The sequence below is a fragment of the Neobacillus mesonae genome (genome assembly GCF_023715155.1).
Lineage (GTDB): Bacteria > Bacillota > Bacilli > Bacillales > Cytobacillaceae > Neobacillus > Neobacillus mesonae_A.
Window position 1 is genome coordinate 21,858 of sequence record NZ_JAMBNQ010000034.1, and the last position, 15,788, is coordinate 37,645.

The window sequence follows — 15,788 nt, forward strand, 5'->3', positions numbered from 1 at the left end:
AAAAGGCAAAACAAAGGGAATGCTCGGTCTTTAATAGAGGTTATGTTCAACCCGTCAACCCGTAAAGCCGTTAAAATGGCTGCATTAGATGCTATAAAGGAAGTTACCATGGAAATTTAAAGTATTACTGTGTATTTGAATGATCTTGAATAATATAAAAAAGCAATATTTAGCAGCTTACTCAAGAAAAGTAACTATATACAATAAACCTTAAATTTAGGAAGGCTGTGTGGCAGAATGTCAGGGCATGTTTGTATTGATTTTTTCTGTAAACTACTATTTGGTGTCCAACATGAATAAAAATAAACAACTTTATTTTGGCTGGTTTATTGTAGTCTCCGCCTCTCTTATTGTTTTCCTTTCAATGGGATTGCGGATGGGAATTGGTCCTTTTATCCATCCCATTATGGATGATTTAAAACTTTCCCGAACGGAACTTTCGCTTATTGTTTCCATCGGAATGATTTTTTATGGAATTGGGATGCCGATAGCTGGAATTCTATTAAAATCGTTCAATACACGTATTGTGTTGTTGATGGGGCTGGCGGTTGTTTGTCTATCAATCATCTGGACGGTTTATTCCAAAGGGATGCTATCTTTCTTACTATCTTATGGTGTGTTCCTGTCAATTGGGCTCGCCTTTTTAAGCAGTATCAGCTTATCGCCCATTATTAGCAAATGGTTTGTCCGTCAAAGAGGGAAGGCACTTTTTTATTTGACGACCGGGGGAATGGCGGGGCTGGCAGTAATGACCCCTGTTGAGACATGGCTGATTGGTCTTGTCGGCTGGAAAAATACCCTTTTACTATTTGGCGGATTTATTCTCTTGATTGTGCTGCCATCATCGATTTTTATCATGAGGGAAGATGTACCAGATGGTGCCGATGGTCCGGGTGCAGCAGGTGCAAAGAGAAGGCAGGAGGCCCCGGAAGATATTGGATTGAAAGATGCGTTAAAGACGACAACTTATTGGAAAATTGTCTTTGCTTTATTTGCATGCGGTTTTGGGATGAATCTATTAGGCTCTCACGGAGTGCCAATGTTGATGGATCACCATTTTGCACCAATGACTGCTTCCTTTGGAGTAGGGGTGATTGGGATTGTCGCCATCTTTGGCACAGTCTTTTTAGGCCAGCTGGCCGATCGTTTTCCACGGAAAAATATACTGTTTCTAATATTTTTTGTCCGAGGCCTTGGATTTTTCGGCTTGGTCCTGGCGGTGTCGTCTTGGCAGCTCTTTCTTGTTTCCGCTGTCGGGGGATTGGTATGGGCTGGTTCAGTAGCGATGGCAACAGCCATTTTAGGTGATTTATATGGTGTACGGTTACTAGGAATTTTAAATGGTTTGGCTTATTTTGTCGGGCATCAAATTGGCGCTGCTATTGGTTCATTTTTAGGCGGCTGGGGCTACGAAGTGTTTGGAACACATTTGTTTTCGTTCAGTGCTGCAGGCATCCTGGCGCTTCTTGCAAGCCTGGCGTCTATTACATTACCTCAAAATCTTCTATTCTCTAAGAACATAAAGTTTAGTGAAAAGCATAAAATGAAGACTGGTCAATAACAGCAAAATAGTTTATTTATATGTGTAACCAAAATCTACAAATAACAAAAAAAGGCAAAAAGTGATAAAATTATTTAAGAGAATTAAAGACAGTTACGAACTGAGGGGACAACCATGAAATACGAAACCATTATATTTGATATTGATGATACTTTGTTTGATTTTGGCAAGGCGGAAAAAAATGCACTGCAAAAAGCCTTTTCAGACTTTGGAATGCCAAAAGGCGAGGAACAGTACAGAGAAAGCTATGAAAAAGCGAATAAACCATTATGGCGGGATTTGGAGCAGGGGATGATTACACTTGAAGAATTGAAGGTCGAGCGATTTAGCCGGCTTTTCGTTCATGAGGAACTTGAAGTGAATGCTGCAGAGTTTTCTCGTGTATTCCTTAAATATTTGGGGCAGGGAACCTATCTTGTTCCGGGAGCAGTTGAAGTGGTCAGCAGTCTCCAAGACCAGCAGCTTGCCGTGATTACAAACGGATTTGGAGATGTACAGAAATCTAGAATTGCAGGTTCACCGCTTGCCCATTCCTTTGAACAAATTATTGTTTCCGAGGATGCAGGTGTTCAAAAACCAGAGAAAGGGATTTTTGAATATGCTTTTTCAAAGCTTGGGATTTCCAATACAGATAAGGTGCTTATGGTCGGGGATTCGCTTACCTCTGACATTCAAGGCGGGGTAAATGCTGGAATTGATACTTGCTGGTTTAATCCTAACCAAAAGGAAAACACAAATGTTGTAAAACCAACATATGAAATTCGTAATCTGCTAGACCTTTTAAAAATTGTGAAACATTCAGAATATGCCCTATTATAGACATGAAGAAAGCCCGCTTCAAGCGGGCTTTCTCTAGATACTAAGAATCCAGTCAGAAATGTCATGAATCACTTGTTGATCCACATGCTGCGGAATCTTATATTCTTTTTTTACTTTCAGGATTTCCCCATAAATAGCAGGCATAAATAAATGATTTAAATTTGGATACAGTTTAGAAGTTACGTTTGGCTTATCAGCCAATAAATTTTTATATTCATTGAAATCCTTTTCTACTGATGACTGGGCATCTCTTTCACCTTGTAAAATAAGGATGGGTTTATCCATTTCACGAAGATAATCAGCAGATGGATGTTCTCCCATTTCTTTTAAGTAATACGCTCGGACGTACTTTCCTATGATTTTCTTTTCTTTCGCTTCTTCATCGGTTAAGTCATATAGGTTTTCAAACTTGGATGATAGTCCAGCAATTTGCTTTTTGGCAATCATTTGCAAAAATTTATTCAGCGAGTTTAAAACATCATCGTTTTGACTCATCATTATTTCTTCCAGCTTACGCGGCGACCCAGCCATAATTATGATACCGGCAAAATTCCCGCCTTCTGCATCAATACGGGGAGCTAACATCCCTCCCATACTATGACCGATAATAAATATTTTATTTGGATCAATCCGGGAATCTTTTCGTAAAAAGTCAGCTGCAAGGATGGCGTCTTCAATCGTTTCCTCTTTGACTGATAGTTCCGTATCATTTCTCATTTCTTTTCCATATACAAATGTTCTTTTGTCATAACGCAGGACTGCAATACCTTTTTCAGTCAGCCCATCTGCGATATCTTTAAAAGGGCGATTCTCTCCTATCTTTTCATCCATATCACTTGGTCCGGAACCGTGCACCAATACAACTGCCGGACAAGGTCCTTGCGTTTCGTTAGGAATGGTAATGATTCCGTTCAGTGGAAATTTTGTTTCAGCGCCTATCACTATTTTTTCACCAGCCATAGAGTTTCCCTCCTTGAGATTAAAAGACAACCATCTAAACCATTTATATTATCCCAGCAGCTTTGGCAGACCGAAAGCCAGCAAAATAACAACAATAATGAAAATCCATGATAATGGATGGGCCCAGTTATTCGTCCAGCCGATGCCAAAACGTTTTTCTAAAAAGATGGCTGGGTCCTTTGGATTAAAATAGAACATCCCAAGTTTCCAATAACGGTCATCATCCCTATCAATTACTTGACCATTGATGCCTGCAGTGCTTCTAACACGGCTGCCGCCCTGGCCGGTAGTAATGGATAAAATAATCGAACCGCCGCAGGCAATTAAGGCATAGGCCAGCGGAACATACATCAGAAGTTGATGGCTAATCGGATAAATCAAGGAAAATTGCGGCAGCATGAACACTATGATTAAACCAGTCCCCATTAAAATGGTGAAAAGCGACCATCTTCTTCTAAAAGTAATATTTTGTTTCAATGATTCTTCCGGATTTGCTGCTGACACCTGCTGCTTTGCTTTTGAAATGACGATATTGATGAACAAAAACAGCAATGTTAGATAGATTTGCATAATCGGCATTAGCAGGACAGAGCGGTAGGACTTATTTGTCCAGGTTGTTATTTCACCGCTAAAATTATATTGAGTCGGAAACCGGTCCGGAATTTGTTGATAGTTTAAAAGTGTAAAAGCGATTGTTGCAATAGAAATTAAAAATGGAATCACAAACCAAAAGTTTGAATACGTTAATTTTTCGCGGCGGAAATGAGTACTGACTGTAATGACCTGCTGCTTTTTGGTCCATTCAGGATATTGGCTTTTGAGCTTTTTCATTTTCCCGTGAAAAATAAGGTATACGAAAAAAGTAACAATAACATAGGCGGAAATTAGGATGCTGTATAGAATACCGATAAAGTTTTCATCCTGACCGCCTGCTGTCAGCAAAAGTATGGCAGTAGTAATGACAGCAAGAATACTGGTAATCCAGGCATAGTTTTTTCGCATTTTTTTAAGATCTGTGCGCTGATAAGCCTCCTCCGGAATAGAAACTCCGAAGCTTTCCGTTTTCCGTGTCCAGTATGGGATAAAGATAGTTGGAATATAAAGCGGAATCATCATAAGGATTAAAAAAAGTAACATGATCTGAATTCACTCCTTCTGTTGGAATTCTGTAAAAATTTGATCACAAAGCTTTTGAAACTCTTCTTTCGCAATACCCCGGCAAGTCGATTCCGCAATCATTGGGCGGAGTTTGGAAGAAAGCTCTGACCAGTAGTCCTCATCAGCTTGCGGAACTCCATCTGGATTAATCACAACACCCTTTTGACGGTGAATCAAAATAAATCCCTCTTGTTTTAGCTGCTGATAAGCTTTGTTTACGGTGTGAAGGTTAATTCCAAGATCTGAAGCAAGGGACCTTACAGATGGAAGCGCCTCGCCAGGACTCAATTCCTTTTTCGCTATGCCTTCAATAATTTGATGTTTTAATTGAGTATAAATCGGTTCCTCCGATTCTAGGTCAAGTGTAATATACACATCGGCACACGCTCCTTTTGTGTTATCTGTTATATTTATAGTATAACAGGTGTAACAAGATGTCAATAAAATTTGGTAAACAAAAGGAATTTTAAAAGATATTTGGAATCCTCAAGTAAATGGTTCACAATCGGAAGTAACAACAGTTATTCGAAAGTATGTGGTCTTATCAGCAAATAAACAAACAGACTCTGAAATTTAGAATTTCTTAAAATTTCTGCTGTTTGAATAGCAGTATTATTATTGACACACAAAAACCCGAGTATTAAACTTTGAATACACGGTATTAAAAATCCACTAAGTTCATTTTAATTACATAATAGAAGGAATAGGGAGGTAAATGATGAACATCAAGCAGCGTTATATGGAGGAATTAGTGATTAACTGGCAGATTTGTGATCGGACAAATTTTTAAGATTAAAGAACAGACCGATCTCATTCCTCTTATATTCCATTATGGGTGGAGGTATGACGGCCTTTGGTGCCATATTGGGATTATCCGTTAGTGCAGGTGTTCCATGGCCGGGAATTCCCAATCTAGTTATGGGGGTAGTATTTGGATTCTCCCTGGTCATTATTTTAATATCAGGTGCCAGTTTAGTGACGGCTGACATTGTGCTGGGGATTACCGGGATATTCCATAAGAGAATTTCATGGCTGCAATTTTTACTGTTTATTGTTGTTAGTTATATTGGAAACGCCATAGGAAGCATGATGGTTTCACTTCTTGTTTATTTTGGCGGCAGCGGTCATAGCACAGCATCTTGGCTGCTCCGTGCCCGCCAAATTGCTGCATCGAAAACGGGCTTAACAGATTTACAGGCATTTGCAATGGGAATTTTTTGTACCTGGATCTTACAAACTGCTGTTGTTTTGTTTTTTTTAATGAGGTCAGAAACAGGGAAGATTACGATCGCTTATTACGGCCCCTTAGCCTTTGTGGCAGGTATGACAGAGCATTGTATCGCGAATATTGGGTTTATTGCTTTACCTATTTTGCAGCAGACATTTTTTTCAGAGATTACAGGAAAGGTCTTAACTGCAGCTGGTCCGACAGCCCAATTATCCTGGGAATTTTCACAATATGGCTGGGCACATAATCAGATTTTTACCCTGATGGGAAACTTTGTTGGCGGTGCTGTTTTAGTTGGGTTAATGATTCACTTTATTTCAAATCCACACAGGGTCATGCTTTTATATAAATCGTTCATTTAAAAGATTGAAAAAGTAAGCTCAAGCGGGAGTAAGAAATTTAGAAAGGAGAATGTGTAATGGAATATGCGGTTTAGAATCCAGTTCCATGGGGGCTTTTCTTGGGCGGGTTGCTGCTTTGCATCATTAGTGCAAAACTGTTCCACCGAAAGAATCCTGATTATCCATTTGGAGAAGAGAGTGGTGAGGTTCAAGCCTGGGAAATTGCTGTTCCAGTAAAAAAATTGCTTGAAGGCAATCTGCCTTGCTGCCATGTTCATGGGAATACTCCAATTTCAGCATTAGAGCAGCTGCTGGCAGAGGGTGTTCAAATTGTTGGGGTAGAAGATTCCAGTGGAACATTAATGGGCCTGATTGAGGCAAAGGATGTACTAAACTCAGCGTTGAAAAATAGGAGTCATTCATCAACTTCCATTCATACTTCTGGTGCAAAAATACAGAATAATGCTTAGTCTTTTATAAAAGCAAAAAGCCGGAATTAGTTAGTTCCGGCTTTCCGTTAACTCTTCTACTACTTGAATATCGTGTACCATTTCTCCTGTTTTTAAAGAGTAATAGGCAATACCCACCTCATCACCAGTAGAGGGATCAATCAGCCTTTTATAGCATTTTTTCAAATGATTGCTGCCCCAAACGATGAGTGCATTGAAGACATGTTCCAAATCTCTGCCGCTAGTTGTCAAATTATAGCTGTAGCGGGGAGGGTGCTGGGAATAAAGCTCAGATACAATAAGGCCTTCCTCTTCTAAATATCTTAGGCGCTCAGATAATAGATTTGAAGAGATTCCATTTAATGCTTTTTTAATTTCATTAAACATGGTATTTCCGTTTAAAATTTCATGAATAATTAATAATGTCCAGCGGTCCCCAATGATATTGAGCGACTGCGCAATATTACACGGAATATTATATTTTGGCTTCATAGAAAATAAATCCTCCCTATTATTTCATTATATTCTACCATAAAAAATATAAAATTTACAAAGTTGATTTTTTGAACTTAGTATAATATAATAACCTTATCAGATACATAATAAAAAAAAGTGAGGGATTTATCATGGGACTATATTTAGTAGAATCATCTTTAAAAGGAATTACTTCGTCAAAGGAAGAAGTAGATCAAAAGGTTTCTGAACTTCAAGGAAAATTAAGTGAAACAAATGCATCATTAATTGAACTTCAAGTATCAAAAGACTTTGCTCGTTCTTTCTTTATTGTTGAAGGTGAAAATCGCACGGTTGCAACAGATGGATTGAAAGCCGCCGGTATTCCAGTACAGCTTGTAAAAGAAGTACGCCTTGTTGGTAAAGAATTAGACGATGTGAAGAAAAATAATGATGTTGTTAATTACTTAGTAGAATGGAATATTCCTGAAAATATTACAATGGATCAATATTTAGCTAGAAAGAAAAAGAACTCCGTTCATTACCAAGAGGTTCCTGAAGTATCCTTCTCAAGAACTTATGTGTGTGAAGATATGACAAAATGCCTATGCTTCTATGATGCTCCAGATGAAGCAGCTGTAAAACGTGCACGGGAAGCTGTCGATACACCAATTGATTCCATTACTGAAATTATTCCTCAAAATAAATAATTGATAATGAATTTGAGTGAAGGGCACTACATCTGATTACTGATGTAGTGCCCTTTTTTTGTAAGTTTTTAAATTTCCGAGATTGAAACTTTAAAATATTCAAAGTTGGGGTTGATTTGTTGAAGTTAGTATAATAAAATAACCTTAAACATACTAAACTAATAGGAATTAAAGGTTTTAAATGATAAAAAAAGGCAGGGATGACATCCATGAATGAATTATTAGAGAACAATGCTACTCTTGGAGGAATCATAGAGAAGGAATTAAAACCTTTGGTCAAAAAAGTTGATTGTGAGGCCTTTTATGCGGAAGGGTACTTGGAAAAACTTGGTGAAGCCGGATTAATGTCATCGGTAAATAAGACACAAAAACAGCTTATTATGGACGAAATGCTGTTGGTAGAAGAAACAGCAAAAGTATGTATGACCACCGCTTTTTGTCTTTGGTGCCACTTAGCTGCATTGACCTATGTACGCCATACCACGAACGAAACATTGAAACGTAAATTATTGCCTTCACTTGAAAATGGGGAAATTCTTGGTGCAACGGGTTTGTCGAATCCTATGAAAAGTTTTGCGGGTCTTGAACGGCTATACTTAAGTGCTGAACCGATAGAAGGGGGTTATATCCTTTCAGGCGTTCTCCCTTCCGTTTCCAATCTTGGGGAAAATCATTGGTTTGGCCTAATTGCAGGTGTTAATGAGGAAAAACAAATCATGTGTTGTATTCCGTGTAACACCGTTGGGCTTGAGATGAAGGAGAAGGCAGACTATCTCGGTATAAATGGAAGTGCAACATATGCCTGCCAATTTAATCAAGTATTTATTCCAAATGAATGGGTGCTATCGGAAAATGCAAGCGCATTTGTGGAACGGGTCCGGCCGGCTTTCATATCGTACCAAATTCCGCTGGGATTAGGTGTCACGAAGGCTTCCATCACTTCGATTGAAAAAGTGTGCCAGAGACAAAACGGATGTAATCGTTTTTTAAAAACGCAGTCAGGCAGCTTGCAAGATTCAGTACAACAAATTGAGAAAAGGCTGCAGACTGCATTCAGTCAAGAATCACTTAATTGGAAGGAAATTGCAGGAATCCGGCTTGATTCAGCTTATTTAACACTTGAGGCTGTTCAGGCAGCTATGCTCCATAACGGAAGTGCCGGCTATTTAAAAGAAAGTGCCCCGTCACGGAGACTGCGGGAAGCCTATTTTTATGCAAACTTGACACCAACCATCAAACATTTAGAGAAAGTACTTCAAAATAATTAGAATTTAAAGTTGATGAATGAAAGAGCTGCTTGTAAAGTCCTAAAAGCAGCTTTTTTATTTTGATGAAATTCAGGGGTGTTTCCCGCGTTATGGTGTATGCTGACATACATTTCTTAATAAGGGGAAAGATGGACTTCAGAAGACGGTGGATTTTCTTGATGAAATTTGGAAAACAGTATTCAAAAAGGTAAAATAAAAGACAATATTTTTTCACAAGGATTTCACAATTTTATTCTATACTCATAGTTAGAAATCAATTTTCTAAAAGAAGAAGATATTACAAAAAAGATAAGGGTGGAAAAACATGAAATATAAATCTTTACTAATGCTGGTTATAGCATCCATCATGATCATCGCTGCGGGCTGCGGGACTGCAAAGGAAAAGGACACTGGAAGTCAGAATCAAGAGCCGCCTGCAATGATTGAAGTTGCTCTAAAAATCAACCCTGAAAATCCGGAGCCAAATAAAGAGGCAACAATAAGTGCAACGGTTACACAAGCTGATGAAAAGGTCGATGATGCTGATGAAGTAACCTTTGAAATTTGGAAGGACGGCCAAGAAAAACACGATAAAATTCCAGGAGAAAAAAAGGGTGATGGGGTATATTCCATTAAAAAAAGCTTTTCTGAAGCAGGAAAGTACTTTGTGATTTCTCATGTAACGGCAAGAGACATGCACAATATGCCGCAAAAGGAATTTACTGTTGGGGATGTCAAAGCGGACGATACCCAAGCCAAAAGCTCTGACCATCATGACGACAGCCAAGCATCCGGACACGATGATCATCACGATGCAGCAGGTGTTTCCATGCACTTTACGGCAGATGACCAAATAAAAGCTAAGGAAAAAACGACCTTATCCGTTCATTTACAAAAAGATAATGCTCCTTTTGGCGGTGCCAGGGTAAGATTTGAAGTTTGGAAGGGCAATGAAAAAAAACATCAATTTATAGAGACAAAAGAAAGTAAAACAGGAGAATATGAAGCTGAAACTGATTTTTCAAGTTCAGGGGAATATTCGGTTAAAGTTCATGTGGAAAAGGAAGAAGTTCATACACATGAGGTCCATACTATAACGGTCCACTAAACATTTACGCCTGATTTCCTAAATCAGGCGTATTTCCATAGAAGAGGGGATTAAATGAAAAAACTCGGCTCAATTTTATTAATCTTATTGCTTTTATCCGGCTGTCAGGCAGAAAAACTATCAGTCCCTCCATCTATGAAGGACACCTTAATTGTCTCCAATTTAAAAAAGCCGGAAATTTCCTTTGTCGATTTACAAAAGGGTAAATTAACAGCCGGTGAATTAAGCTTTCGCATCACCTCTATGGAAAAAATAAACCGAGATACAATTATTCTAGCAGGAGAAAATGAAGACTCGCTCTATCGTCTCCAATTAAAAGATGGCACCTTAACAAAATTATCGCAAACAGGTAAAGGAATCAATGAGCTTTTATATCGCCCAAAGGACCATCTGCTCTTTTTTTCAAATGGCTCGAAAAATACCGTTGGATTCTACGATGTTCAAAAAGACAAGGTCAAGGCTGAAGTGAAAACCGGTGAATTTCCGGCTTCCATGGCTCTTAATGAAAAGAAAAATCTGTTATATGTGGTAAATGTAAAAGGTGGCTCTCTTTCTATCATCAATATAAAAACGAAGAAAGAAATTTCTCAATTTCCTATCGTAGAGAGGCCAAAGGGGATTTTCTTCGATGGAAAATATATTTGGGCCGGCGGGCATGGACCATATGGATCGTTAAATGACAATATTTATGTTTATGATCCGGAAACGGGAGAAGAGGTGGATCATATAAAAGCAGGAGAAATGCCTGTAGGCTTTTACGGCGATCACTCAAGTCCATATGTATATGCCATTTGTCATGGTTCCAGCAGTGTTTATAGAATTGATCGTAAGAAAAGAACGGTAAGTAAGCCGCTGAAGGTTGGCGCAAATCCATATGATATTATTGGAGATAAGAAGAGGATTTATGTGACGAGTTTGGATGGAGATTCACTATCAATTATTGCTCGTGATGACTTTACGATAACAAAACAAATTCGGCTGGAAAATGGGCCGCATATGATGATTTTAGGTGAGGAAAATGAGTAAATATAAGGTTCTGGTTGCAGATGATGAAGAGCATATGCTGATGCTGATCCAATCCTATTTGGAAAAGGAAGGATATGAAACAGTGACGGCGGAAGATGGGGAAGATGTTTTAACAAAGTGGAACCAAGGAAAGTTTGATTTGGTTATTTTAGATATCATGATGCCAAAACTTGACGGCTTCACCGTATGCCAACAAATTCGCGTATTCTCAAAAGTGCCGATTATCATGCTGACAGCCAAGAGTGAAGAGTTGGACCGAATCCATGGATTAAAAATCGGGGCCGATGATTATATTGTAAAACCCTTCAGCCCTAAGGAATTAATGGCCCGGGTGGAAGCATGCTTGAGGAGAGCAAATGATTTTCGGCCAAGTCAGCATGTAATGGAACGGGGAGGAATTATCATTGACCTTGAGGGGCACTCAGCAGAGGTACATGGAAAAAGGTTGAATTTAACGAGAAAAGAATTCAGCCTTTTGGAATTCTTTTTCCATCATGAGGGCCAGGTCTTTTCCAGGGATCAGCTGCTGGATCGGGTATGGGGAATGGAGAGCACCGGGACATTGCGGACCGTTGATACTCATATAAAAACGCTGAGAATTAAACTCGGGCCGGCTGGCCATTTCATCAAGACGGTTTGGGGAGTGGGGTACAAATTCGAAGAATAAACTTTGGACTGAAGCAGAAAATTTGGACAACCATTACCATTGTTGCAGTGATTGCGATTGTTTTTGGAACGGGATTAACTTACTACCTATATGAAAAATTTTATGTTGAAAAGCAAAAGGAAACATTGGTCATGCAAGGGGTGAAACTGCAAAAGTTCTACCATCAGGCTCTGAATAAGGAAGAATTTAAAAAGCGGGTGCAATGGACAGATGCAAGTTCGGATGCCAAGGTGATTTTTACAGAAGATCCAATGGTGTTAAGTGCGGGCATTCCTTTTGATGAATTAGCAGAAAAGAATTTGATCACATTCGATGAAAGACAGCAGCTGCTCGCAGGGAAAAAGGTGATTTTTATCCGGGAGCATCCAAGATTTCACCAGGATATTTTGGCAGTTACCATTCCATTGTTAAAAAAAGGACAATTGGCGGGTGCTCTATTTTTATATATGCCTCTTGCTGAAATTTACGAACCGTTTACGTCCATTCGGATTGTGCTGACAGTGTCTTTGCTGCTCTTATTAGCTGTGGTTATTCTGCTGGGGCTTAAGATGACAAATCGCTTGATTAAACCATTGAAAGAAATGGAAACTATTTCGCAAAAAATGTCTCAAGGTGATTTTTCAAAAAGAATTGAGGTTCGTCAAACCGATGAAGTCGGCAACCTAGCTTCATCCTTTAATACGTTAGCTTCATCTTTAGAGGCGGTCGACCACAAACGCAGGGAATTTCTGCAAAATGTGTCTCATGAACTGCGGACACCTCTTAGTTATATGAAGGGCTACACGGAGGCTATATTGGATGGAGTGGCTGGGGACGAAAAGGCAGTACGAAAATATGTTTCGATTATTCATAATGAAACCGGGCGGATGCAGCGGCTCGTCCACGATTTGCTGGATTTGGCACAATTGGAGGATGACTCATATCCGATGAGAGATGAGCCATTGCCGTTTGCCCAGCTGATCTCGGATGTGGTTGAGCGGTTTGCATTAACTGCCGGTCAAAAAGGGATTAAATTGAAGCAACATTTGGATGAGGACATTATTGTGAACGGAGATTCTGACCGGCTGGAGCAGGTAGTGAGCAATCTTTTGGATAATGGGATTCGGTACACACCAAACGAAAAATCGATCGATATTACATTACGGAAGGAAGACTCCTATGCTGTCTTGGCCATCCATGATGCCGGGCCTGGTATTTCCAAAGAAGACCTGCCGAAAGTCGTGGACAGGTTTTACCGGGTTGACAAAGCAAGATCGCGCAAGGAAGGCGGAACCGGGCTCGGGCTTGCAATTGTGAATCAGATTGTGAGAAAACATCACGGAGAGTTGACCATTAAATCGGAGGAAGGGGACGGAACTATCATAGCAGTGAAGCTTCCTTTGTATGATGAATAGCGGATAAATGGCAGGAAGAATCAATGCTTCACTGCCTTTTATTTTGGTACCGGTTACTAAGTAAGAAAATTTCTGGAAGACGAAAACCTCTGGGGCAGGTTCCTCGTCTAAGAATTAGGAAGGGGGAACAGACTTGGAAGAACTGACAATGGAAGCACTGGCGGCTGACGAAAAAGAGGAATTAATAGATGATATCATGAATCGTTTCGGCCAGGAAATCCTTCAACTTACTTTTTCTTATGTGAATAATAAAGCCATTGCGGAAGATCTGACCCAGGATATCTTTGTTAAGTGTTACAAAAATTTACATACATATAACGGCAAGTCAAAGTTTCGAACATGGCTGTGGCGGATTGCGATTAACCACTGCAAGGATTATTTAAAAAGCTGGTATAACAAAAATGTGGTGCCTTCAGAGGAAGAGCCTGAACTTAGTGTGACGAATAAGGAAACGGTCGAAGAGGCCGTCATTCAAAAGGAAGCTGATGATCAATTAATTTCGGCCATTATGAGCCTCCCAATAAAATATCGGGAAGTGATTTATCTGCATTATTACGAGGATTATCCAATCAAGGAAATTGCCCAGTTGACTGATGTCAATAATAACACCGTAAAAACGAGGCTTAGACGTGCAAAAGAGCTTCTAAAAGAAAGATTGGAGGGATAATGTATGGAGGACCGTTTAAAGAATTTAAGAAAGATAATGGATCAATCGACCTTTTCGGACTTAACCTTTTCTCAACAGAATCGCAAAAAAATTCATGAAAAAATAAATAGGCAGAATGAGCCTAGAGAAAATATTCTGCTGGCAATCATGCAGCTGCTGGTACATGAAAAAACAGGATATGAATTAATGGGGCTGCTTCGGGGGCGTGGAATTCAAACATTTGATGACAATGAAGGATTTTTATACGCATTCTTACACCGATTAGAACAATCCGGCTATTTGCAAACCTTTTGGAAGAAAGAAGAAACGAAAACTTATCAGCTGACTGACAGGGGTAAAAAGCTGCTGCGTAAAGCAGAAAATAATAAAAGTAAAAGAGAAATAGTTTTAAAAGGGGTACTTGAGGGGTGACTAGAATGAATAAAAAACAGCTTTTTTTAGATGAAGTCACCAGTCATATCAAGTCAAATGAGGCAAGAAAATATGTGGCAGATGAATTAAGCTATCATGTAAAGGAAGCTAAACAGCGTTTAGTGGAGAAAGGTCTAACGGATAAAGAGGCTGAAGAAAAAGCGGTTGAACAGATGGGGAGCCCGTCTAAGTTAGGACAGCAGCTTAATAAACTGCATCGGCCAAAGGTGGACTGGCTGCTCATCTTGTTGCTGGTAACAACTTTTTCCCTCGGATTCCTGCCATTGTTTTCCCTGGGTTACATGGATGAAGGATATTTTTCAATTAATAAAATGGTGATAGTTCTTCTAGGAGGCACGGCTGCCATAGGAATTATGCTGTTGGATTATCGAAAATGGAAGAAATGGGGCTGGTTATTTTATGTGATGGGAATCTGCCTTTTAGTCGTGTTAAGGTTCTTTGCTTCTACAATGGTAAATGGTGTCCCTATTATAAGAATACCTTCTGTAGTAACGATTGAAAGCTCCATGGCTTTACCATTCTTTTTCCTTGGCTGGGCAGCATTTTTTAATAATGAAAAGCTTCGGATTTGGCAGTTTTCCATTTTGTTTGTGATTCCACTGGGCTTAATTTTTTCGATGCCAGGTCTTACAAATGCCTATATCTATACTGCGATGGTATTGGTGATGCTTTGGTGGAGTAAATTTAGCAGAAAAGCGATTATGGCAATCTGGGCGTCAGCATCCGGAATCCTTGTAATAACCGGTTTACTTATTTGGCGTTTTGCAAAAATCTATCAGCTCCAAAGACTGCTGGCTTTTTTACACCCAGAAAAATATCCAAATGGAGCAGGATATTTTTATCTTCACATGAAAGAGATGCTGGCTAAAGCAGGATGGTTCGGAAATCAAGGAGGAAAGGAGTTTATCCCTGAGGCTCATACGAATTTTGTTTTTGTTAGTTTTACTTACTATTATGGCTGGTTGTTTGCTGTCGGACTAATTGTCATTCTTAGCTTATTAGCTGTGAGAATCGTTATGGTTTCTTCAAAAATAAAAGATTCCTATGGGAAAATTCTTCTATCTGGTGCCCTTGCCCTGTATGTAATTCAATTTGCCACTCACATCTTTGTAGCACTCGGGTTATTGCCAATCATTTCAATTTCCCTGCCCTTTATCAGCTATGGGCTGATGCCTACTGTCTTTAATGCGGTATTAATGGGAGTTGTGTTAAGCGTTTACCGCAGAAAGGATTTATTTGTTTCCCGGCGAATATAATAAGGGGATGCTTTGAGGGCATCCTCTTATTTTTTAGCAAATCTATTCCTCGAAAAATCCCAATGCATATTTAACAGCCTCATTGATATCCTTTGTTTCGTAGGCTTCTAAATCCTCAAAAGCAATTTTCATTTTGACGTTTTCCAAGTCATAACCACTGTCTAAGTCAATATCCAATAGGACTTCATATCCCTCTTCATTTACACTAGTGCTAATGATAGTAAAAGTTCGGATGGCAGTGCCTGTTTCATATTCAATCGGGTCTAAGAAATCTGACATTATGTATTCCTCCAGCCTCAAGATTCAATTGTA

General features: G+C 39.3%; 18 protein-coding genes. 13 read left to right on the forward strand and 5 right to left on the reverse strand.

The features are described 5' to 3' along the window. Positions 1-229: 229 nt before the first annotated feature. Together M3183_RS20785 and M3183_RS20790 are read left to right on the forward strand one after the other, a co-directional pair. The gene (locus M3183_RS20785; RefSeq protein ID WP_251472621.1) at positions 230-1,561 is read left to right on the forward strand and encodes an MFS transporter; all 1,332 of its coding nucleotides are present in this window, start codon (positions 230-232) and stop codon (positions 1,559-1,561) included. 114 nt (positions 1,562-1,675) lie between these two features. Beyond that, positions 1,676-2,380, forward strand: a complete 705-nt coding sequence (locus M3183_RS20790) for a YjjG family noncanonical pyrimidine nucleotidase (RefSeq protein ID WP_251472623.1) — start codon at positions 1,676-1,678, stop codon at positions 2,378-2,380. A gap of 33 nt (positions 2,381-2,413) precedes the next feature. On the opposite strand, the gene M3183_RS20795 is transcribed toward M3183_RS20790, so the two are convergent. From M3183_RS20795 to M3183_RS20805, 3 genes are read right to left on the reverse strand one after another with little or no spacing between them, the layout of a single operon-like run. After that, on the reverse strand, positions 2,414-3,340 hold the full coding sequence (locus M3183_RS20795) for an alpha/beta hydrolase family protein (RefSeq protein WP_251472624.1): 927 nt from the start codon (positions 3,338-3,340) through the stop codon (positions 2,414-2,416). A 48-nt stretch (positions 3,341-3,388) separates the two neighbouring features. Continuing rightward, on the reverse strand, positions 3,389-4,477 hold the full coding sequence (locus M3183_RS20800) for a DUF1648 domain-containing protein (protein ID WP_251472625.1): 1,089 nt from the start codon (positions 4,475-4,477) through the stop codon (positions 3,389-3,391). Between the two features lie 9 nt (positions 4,478-4,486). Next, positions 4,487-4,873 (reverse strand): GntR family transcriptional regulator, encoded by a 387-nt coding sequence (locus M3183_RS20805; protein WP_251472626.1) that lies wholly within the window; start codon positions 4,871-4,873, stop codon positions 4,487-4,489. Positions 4,874-5,305: 432 nt separating this feature from the next. On the opposite strand from M3183_RS20805, the gene M3183_RS20810 reads away from it, so the two are divergent. Together M3183_RS20810 and M3183_RS20815 are read left to right on the forward strand one after the other, a co-directional pair. Continuing rightward, positions 5,306-6,088: a formate/nitrite transporter family protein gene (locus M3183_RS20810; protein WP_311315393.1), complete on the forward strand. Its 783-nt coding sequence runs from the start codon at positions 5,306-5,308 to the stop codon at positions 6,086-6,088. Between the two features lie 98 nt (positions 6,089-6,186). Continuing rightward, entirely contained in the window at positions 6,187-6,537 is a 351-nt protein-coding gene (locus M3183_RS20815; protein WP_251472628.1) for a CBS domain-containing protein, read from the forward strand. A 30-nt stretch (positions 6,538-6,567) separates the two neighbouring features. On the opposite strand, the gene M3183_RS20820 is transcribed toward M3183_RS20815, so the two are convergent. Continuing rightward, positions 6,568-7,008 (reverse strand): winged helix-turn-helix transcriptional regulator, encoded by a 441-nt coding sequence (locus M3183_RS20820; RefSeq protein WP_251472629.1) that lies wholly within the window; start codon positions 7,006-7,008, stop codon positions 6,568-6,570. A 134-nt stretch (positions 7,009-7,142) separates the two neighbouring features. Here M3183_RS20820 and M3183_RS20825 point away from each other — a divergent pair, with 134 nt between their 5' ends. The 9 genes from M3183_RS20825 (at position 7,143) to M3183_RS20865 (ending at position 15,476) form a co-directional block, all read left to right on the forward strand. Next, positions 7,143-7,679, forward strand: coding sequence for a DUF4242 domain-containing protein (locus M3183_RS20825; protein WP_251472631.1), 537 nt, complete (start codon positions 7,143-7,145; stop codon positions 7,677-7,679). Positions 7,680-7,888: 209 nt separating this feature from the next. Further along, a complete protein-coding gene (locus M3183_RS20830; RefSeq protein ID WP_251472632.1) occupies positions 7,889-8,947 on the forward strand; it encodes an acyl-CoA dehydrogenase family protein in 1,059 nt (352 codons plus the stop codon). A 304-nt stretch (positions 8,948-9,251) separates the two neighbouring features. Then, complete coding sequence (locus M3183_RS20835) at positions 9,252-10,034, forward strand: FixH family protein (RefSeq protein WP_251472634.1); 783 nt, start codon at positions 9,252-9,254, stop codon at positions 10,032-10,034. A 54-nt stretch (positions 10,035-10,088) separates the two neighbouring features. Continuing rightward, the gene (locus M3183_RS20840) at positions 10,089-11,060 is read left to right on the forward strand and encodes a YncE family protein (protein WP_251472635.1); all 972 of its coding nucleotides are present in this window, start codon (positions 10,089-10,091) and stop codon (positions 11,058-11,060) included. Beyond that, entirely contained in the window at positions 11,053-11,727 is a 675-nt protein-coding gene (locus M3183_RS20845) for a response regulator transcription factor (protein WP_251472636.1), read from the forward strand. The genes M3183_RS20840 and M3183_RS20845 overlap by 8 nt, the downstream gene beginning before the upstream one ends. Further along, positions 11,697-13,121, forward strand: a complete 1,425-nt coding sequence (locus M3183_RS20850) for a sensor histidine kinase (RefSeq protein ID WP_251472637.1) — start codon at positions 11,697-11,699, stop codon at positions 13,119-13,121. Before M3183_RS20845 ends, M3183_RS20850 begins: the two co-directional genes overlap by 31 nt. A gap of 133 nt (positions 13,122-13,254) precedes the next feature. After that, complete coding sequence (locus M3183_RS20855; protein ID WP_251472639.1) at positions 13,255-13,788, forward strand: sigma-70 family RNA polymerase sigma factor; 534 nt, start codon at positions 13,255-13,257, stop codon at positions 13,786-13,788. Positions 13,789-13,791: 3 nt separating this feature from the next. Beyond that, positions 13,792-14,199, forward strand: a complete 408-nt coding sequence (locus M3183_RS20860) for a PadR family transcriptional regulator (RefSeq protein ID WP_251472641.1) — start codon at positions 13,792-13,794, stop codon at positions 14,197-14,199. Between the two features lie 5 nt (positions 14,200-14,204). Further along, positions 14,205-15,476 carry an FtsW/RodA/SpoVE family cell cycle protein gene (locus M3183_RS20865; RefSeq protein WP_251472643.1) on the forward strand — a complete coding sequence of 424 codons (1,272 nt, stop codon included), beginning with the start codon at positions 14,205-14,207 and terminating at the stop codon, positions 15,474-15,476. A 42-nt stretch (positions 15,477-15,518) separates the two neighbouring features. On the opposite strand, the gene M3183_RS20870 is transcribed toward M3183_RS20865, so the two are convergent. Then, entirely contained in the window at positions 15,519-15,755 is a 237-nt protein-coding gene (locus M3183_RS20870; protein ID WP_251472645.1) for a hypothetical protein, read from the reverse strand. Positions 15,756-15,788 lie beyond the last annotated feature (33 nt).

Excerpts from the sequence above, each read along its gene's own strand:
- M3183_RS20790 (WP_251472623.1), top strand. The coding sequence starts at position 1,676 with ATGAAATACGAAACCATTATATTTGATATTGATGATACTTTGTTTGAT.
- M3183_RS20795 (WP_251472624.1), bottom strand. The coding sequence starts at position 3,340 with ATGGCTGGTGAAAAAATAGTGATAGGCGCTGAAACAAAATTTCCACTG.
- M3183_RS20800 (WP_251472625.1), bottom strand. The coding sequence starts at position 4,477 with ATGTTACTTTTTTTAATCCTTATGATGATTCCGCTTTATATTCCAACT.
- M3183_RS20820 (WP_251472629.1), bottom strand. The coding sequence starts at position 7,008 with ATGAAGCCAAAATATAATATTCCGTGTAATATTGCGCAGTCGCTCAAT.
- M3183_RS20825 (WP_251472631.1), top strand. The coding sequence starts at position 7,143 with ATGGGACTATATTTAGTAGAATCATCTTTAAAAGGAATTACTTCGTCA.
- M3183_RS20830 (WP_251472632.1), top strand. The coding sequence starts at position 7,889 with ATGAATGAATTATTAGAGAACAATGCTACTCTTGGAGGAATCATAGAG.
- M3183_RS20835 (WP_251472634.1), top strand. The coding sequence starts at position 9,252 with ATGAAATATAAATCTTTACTAATGCTGGTTATAGCATCCATCATGATC.
- M3183_RS20840 (WP_251472635.1), top strand. The coding sequence starts at position 10,089 with ATGAAAAAACTCGGCTCAATTTTATTAATCTTATTGCTTTTATCCGGC.
- M3183_RS20845 (WP_251472636.1), top strand. The coding sequence starts at position 11,053 with ATGAGTAAATATAAGGTTCTGGTTGCAGATGATGAAGAGCATATGCTG.
- M3183_RS20860 (WP_251472641.1), top strand. The coding sequence starts at position 13,792 with ATGGAGGACCGTTTAAAGAATTTAAGAAAGATAATGGATCAATCGACC.
- M3183_RS20865 (WP_251472643.1), top strand. The coding sequence starts at position 14,205 with ATGAATAAAAAACAGCTTTTTTTAGATGAAGTCACCAGTCATATCAAG.
- M3183_RS20870 (WP_251472645.1), bottom strand. The coding sequence starts at position 15,755 with ATGTCAGATTTCTTAGACCCGATTGAATATGAAACAGGCACTGCCATC.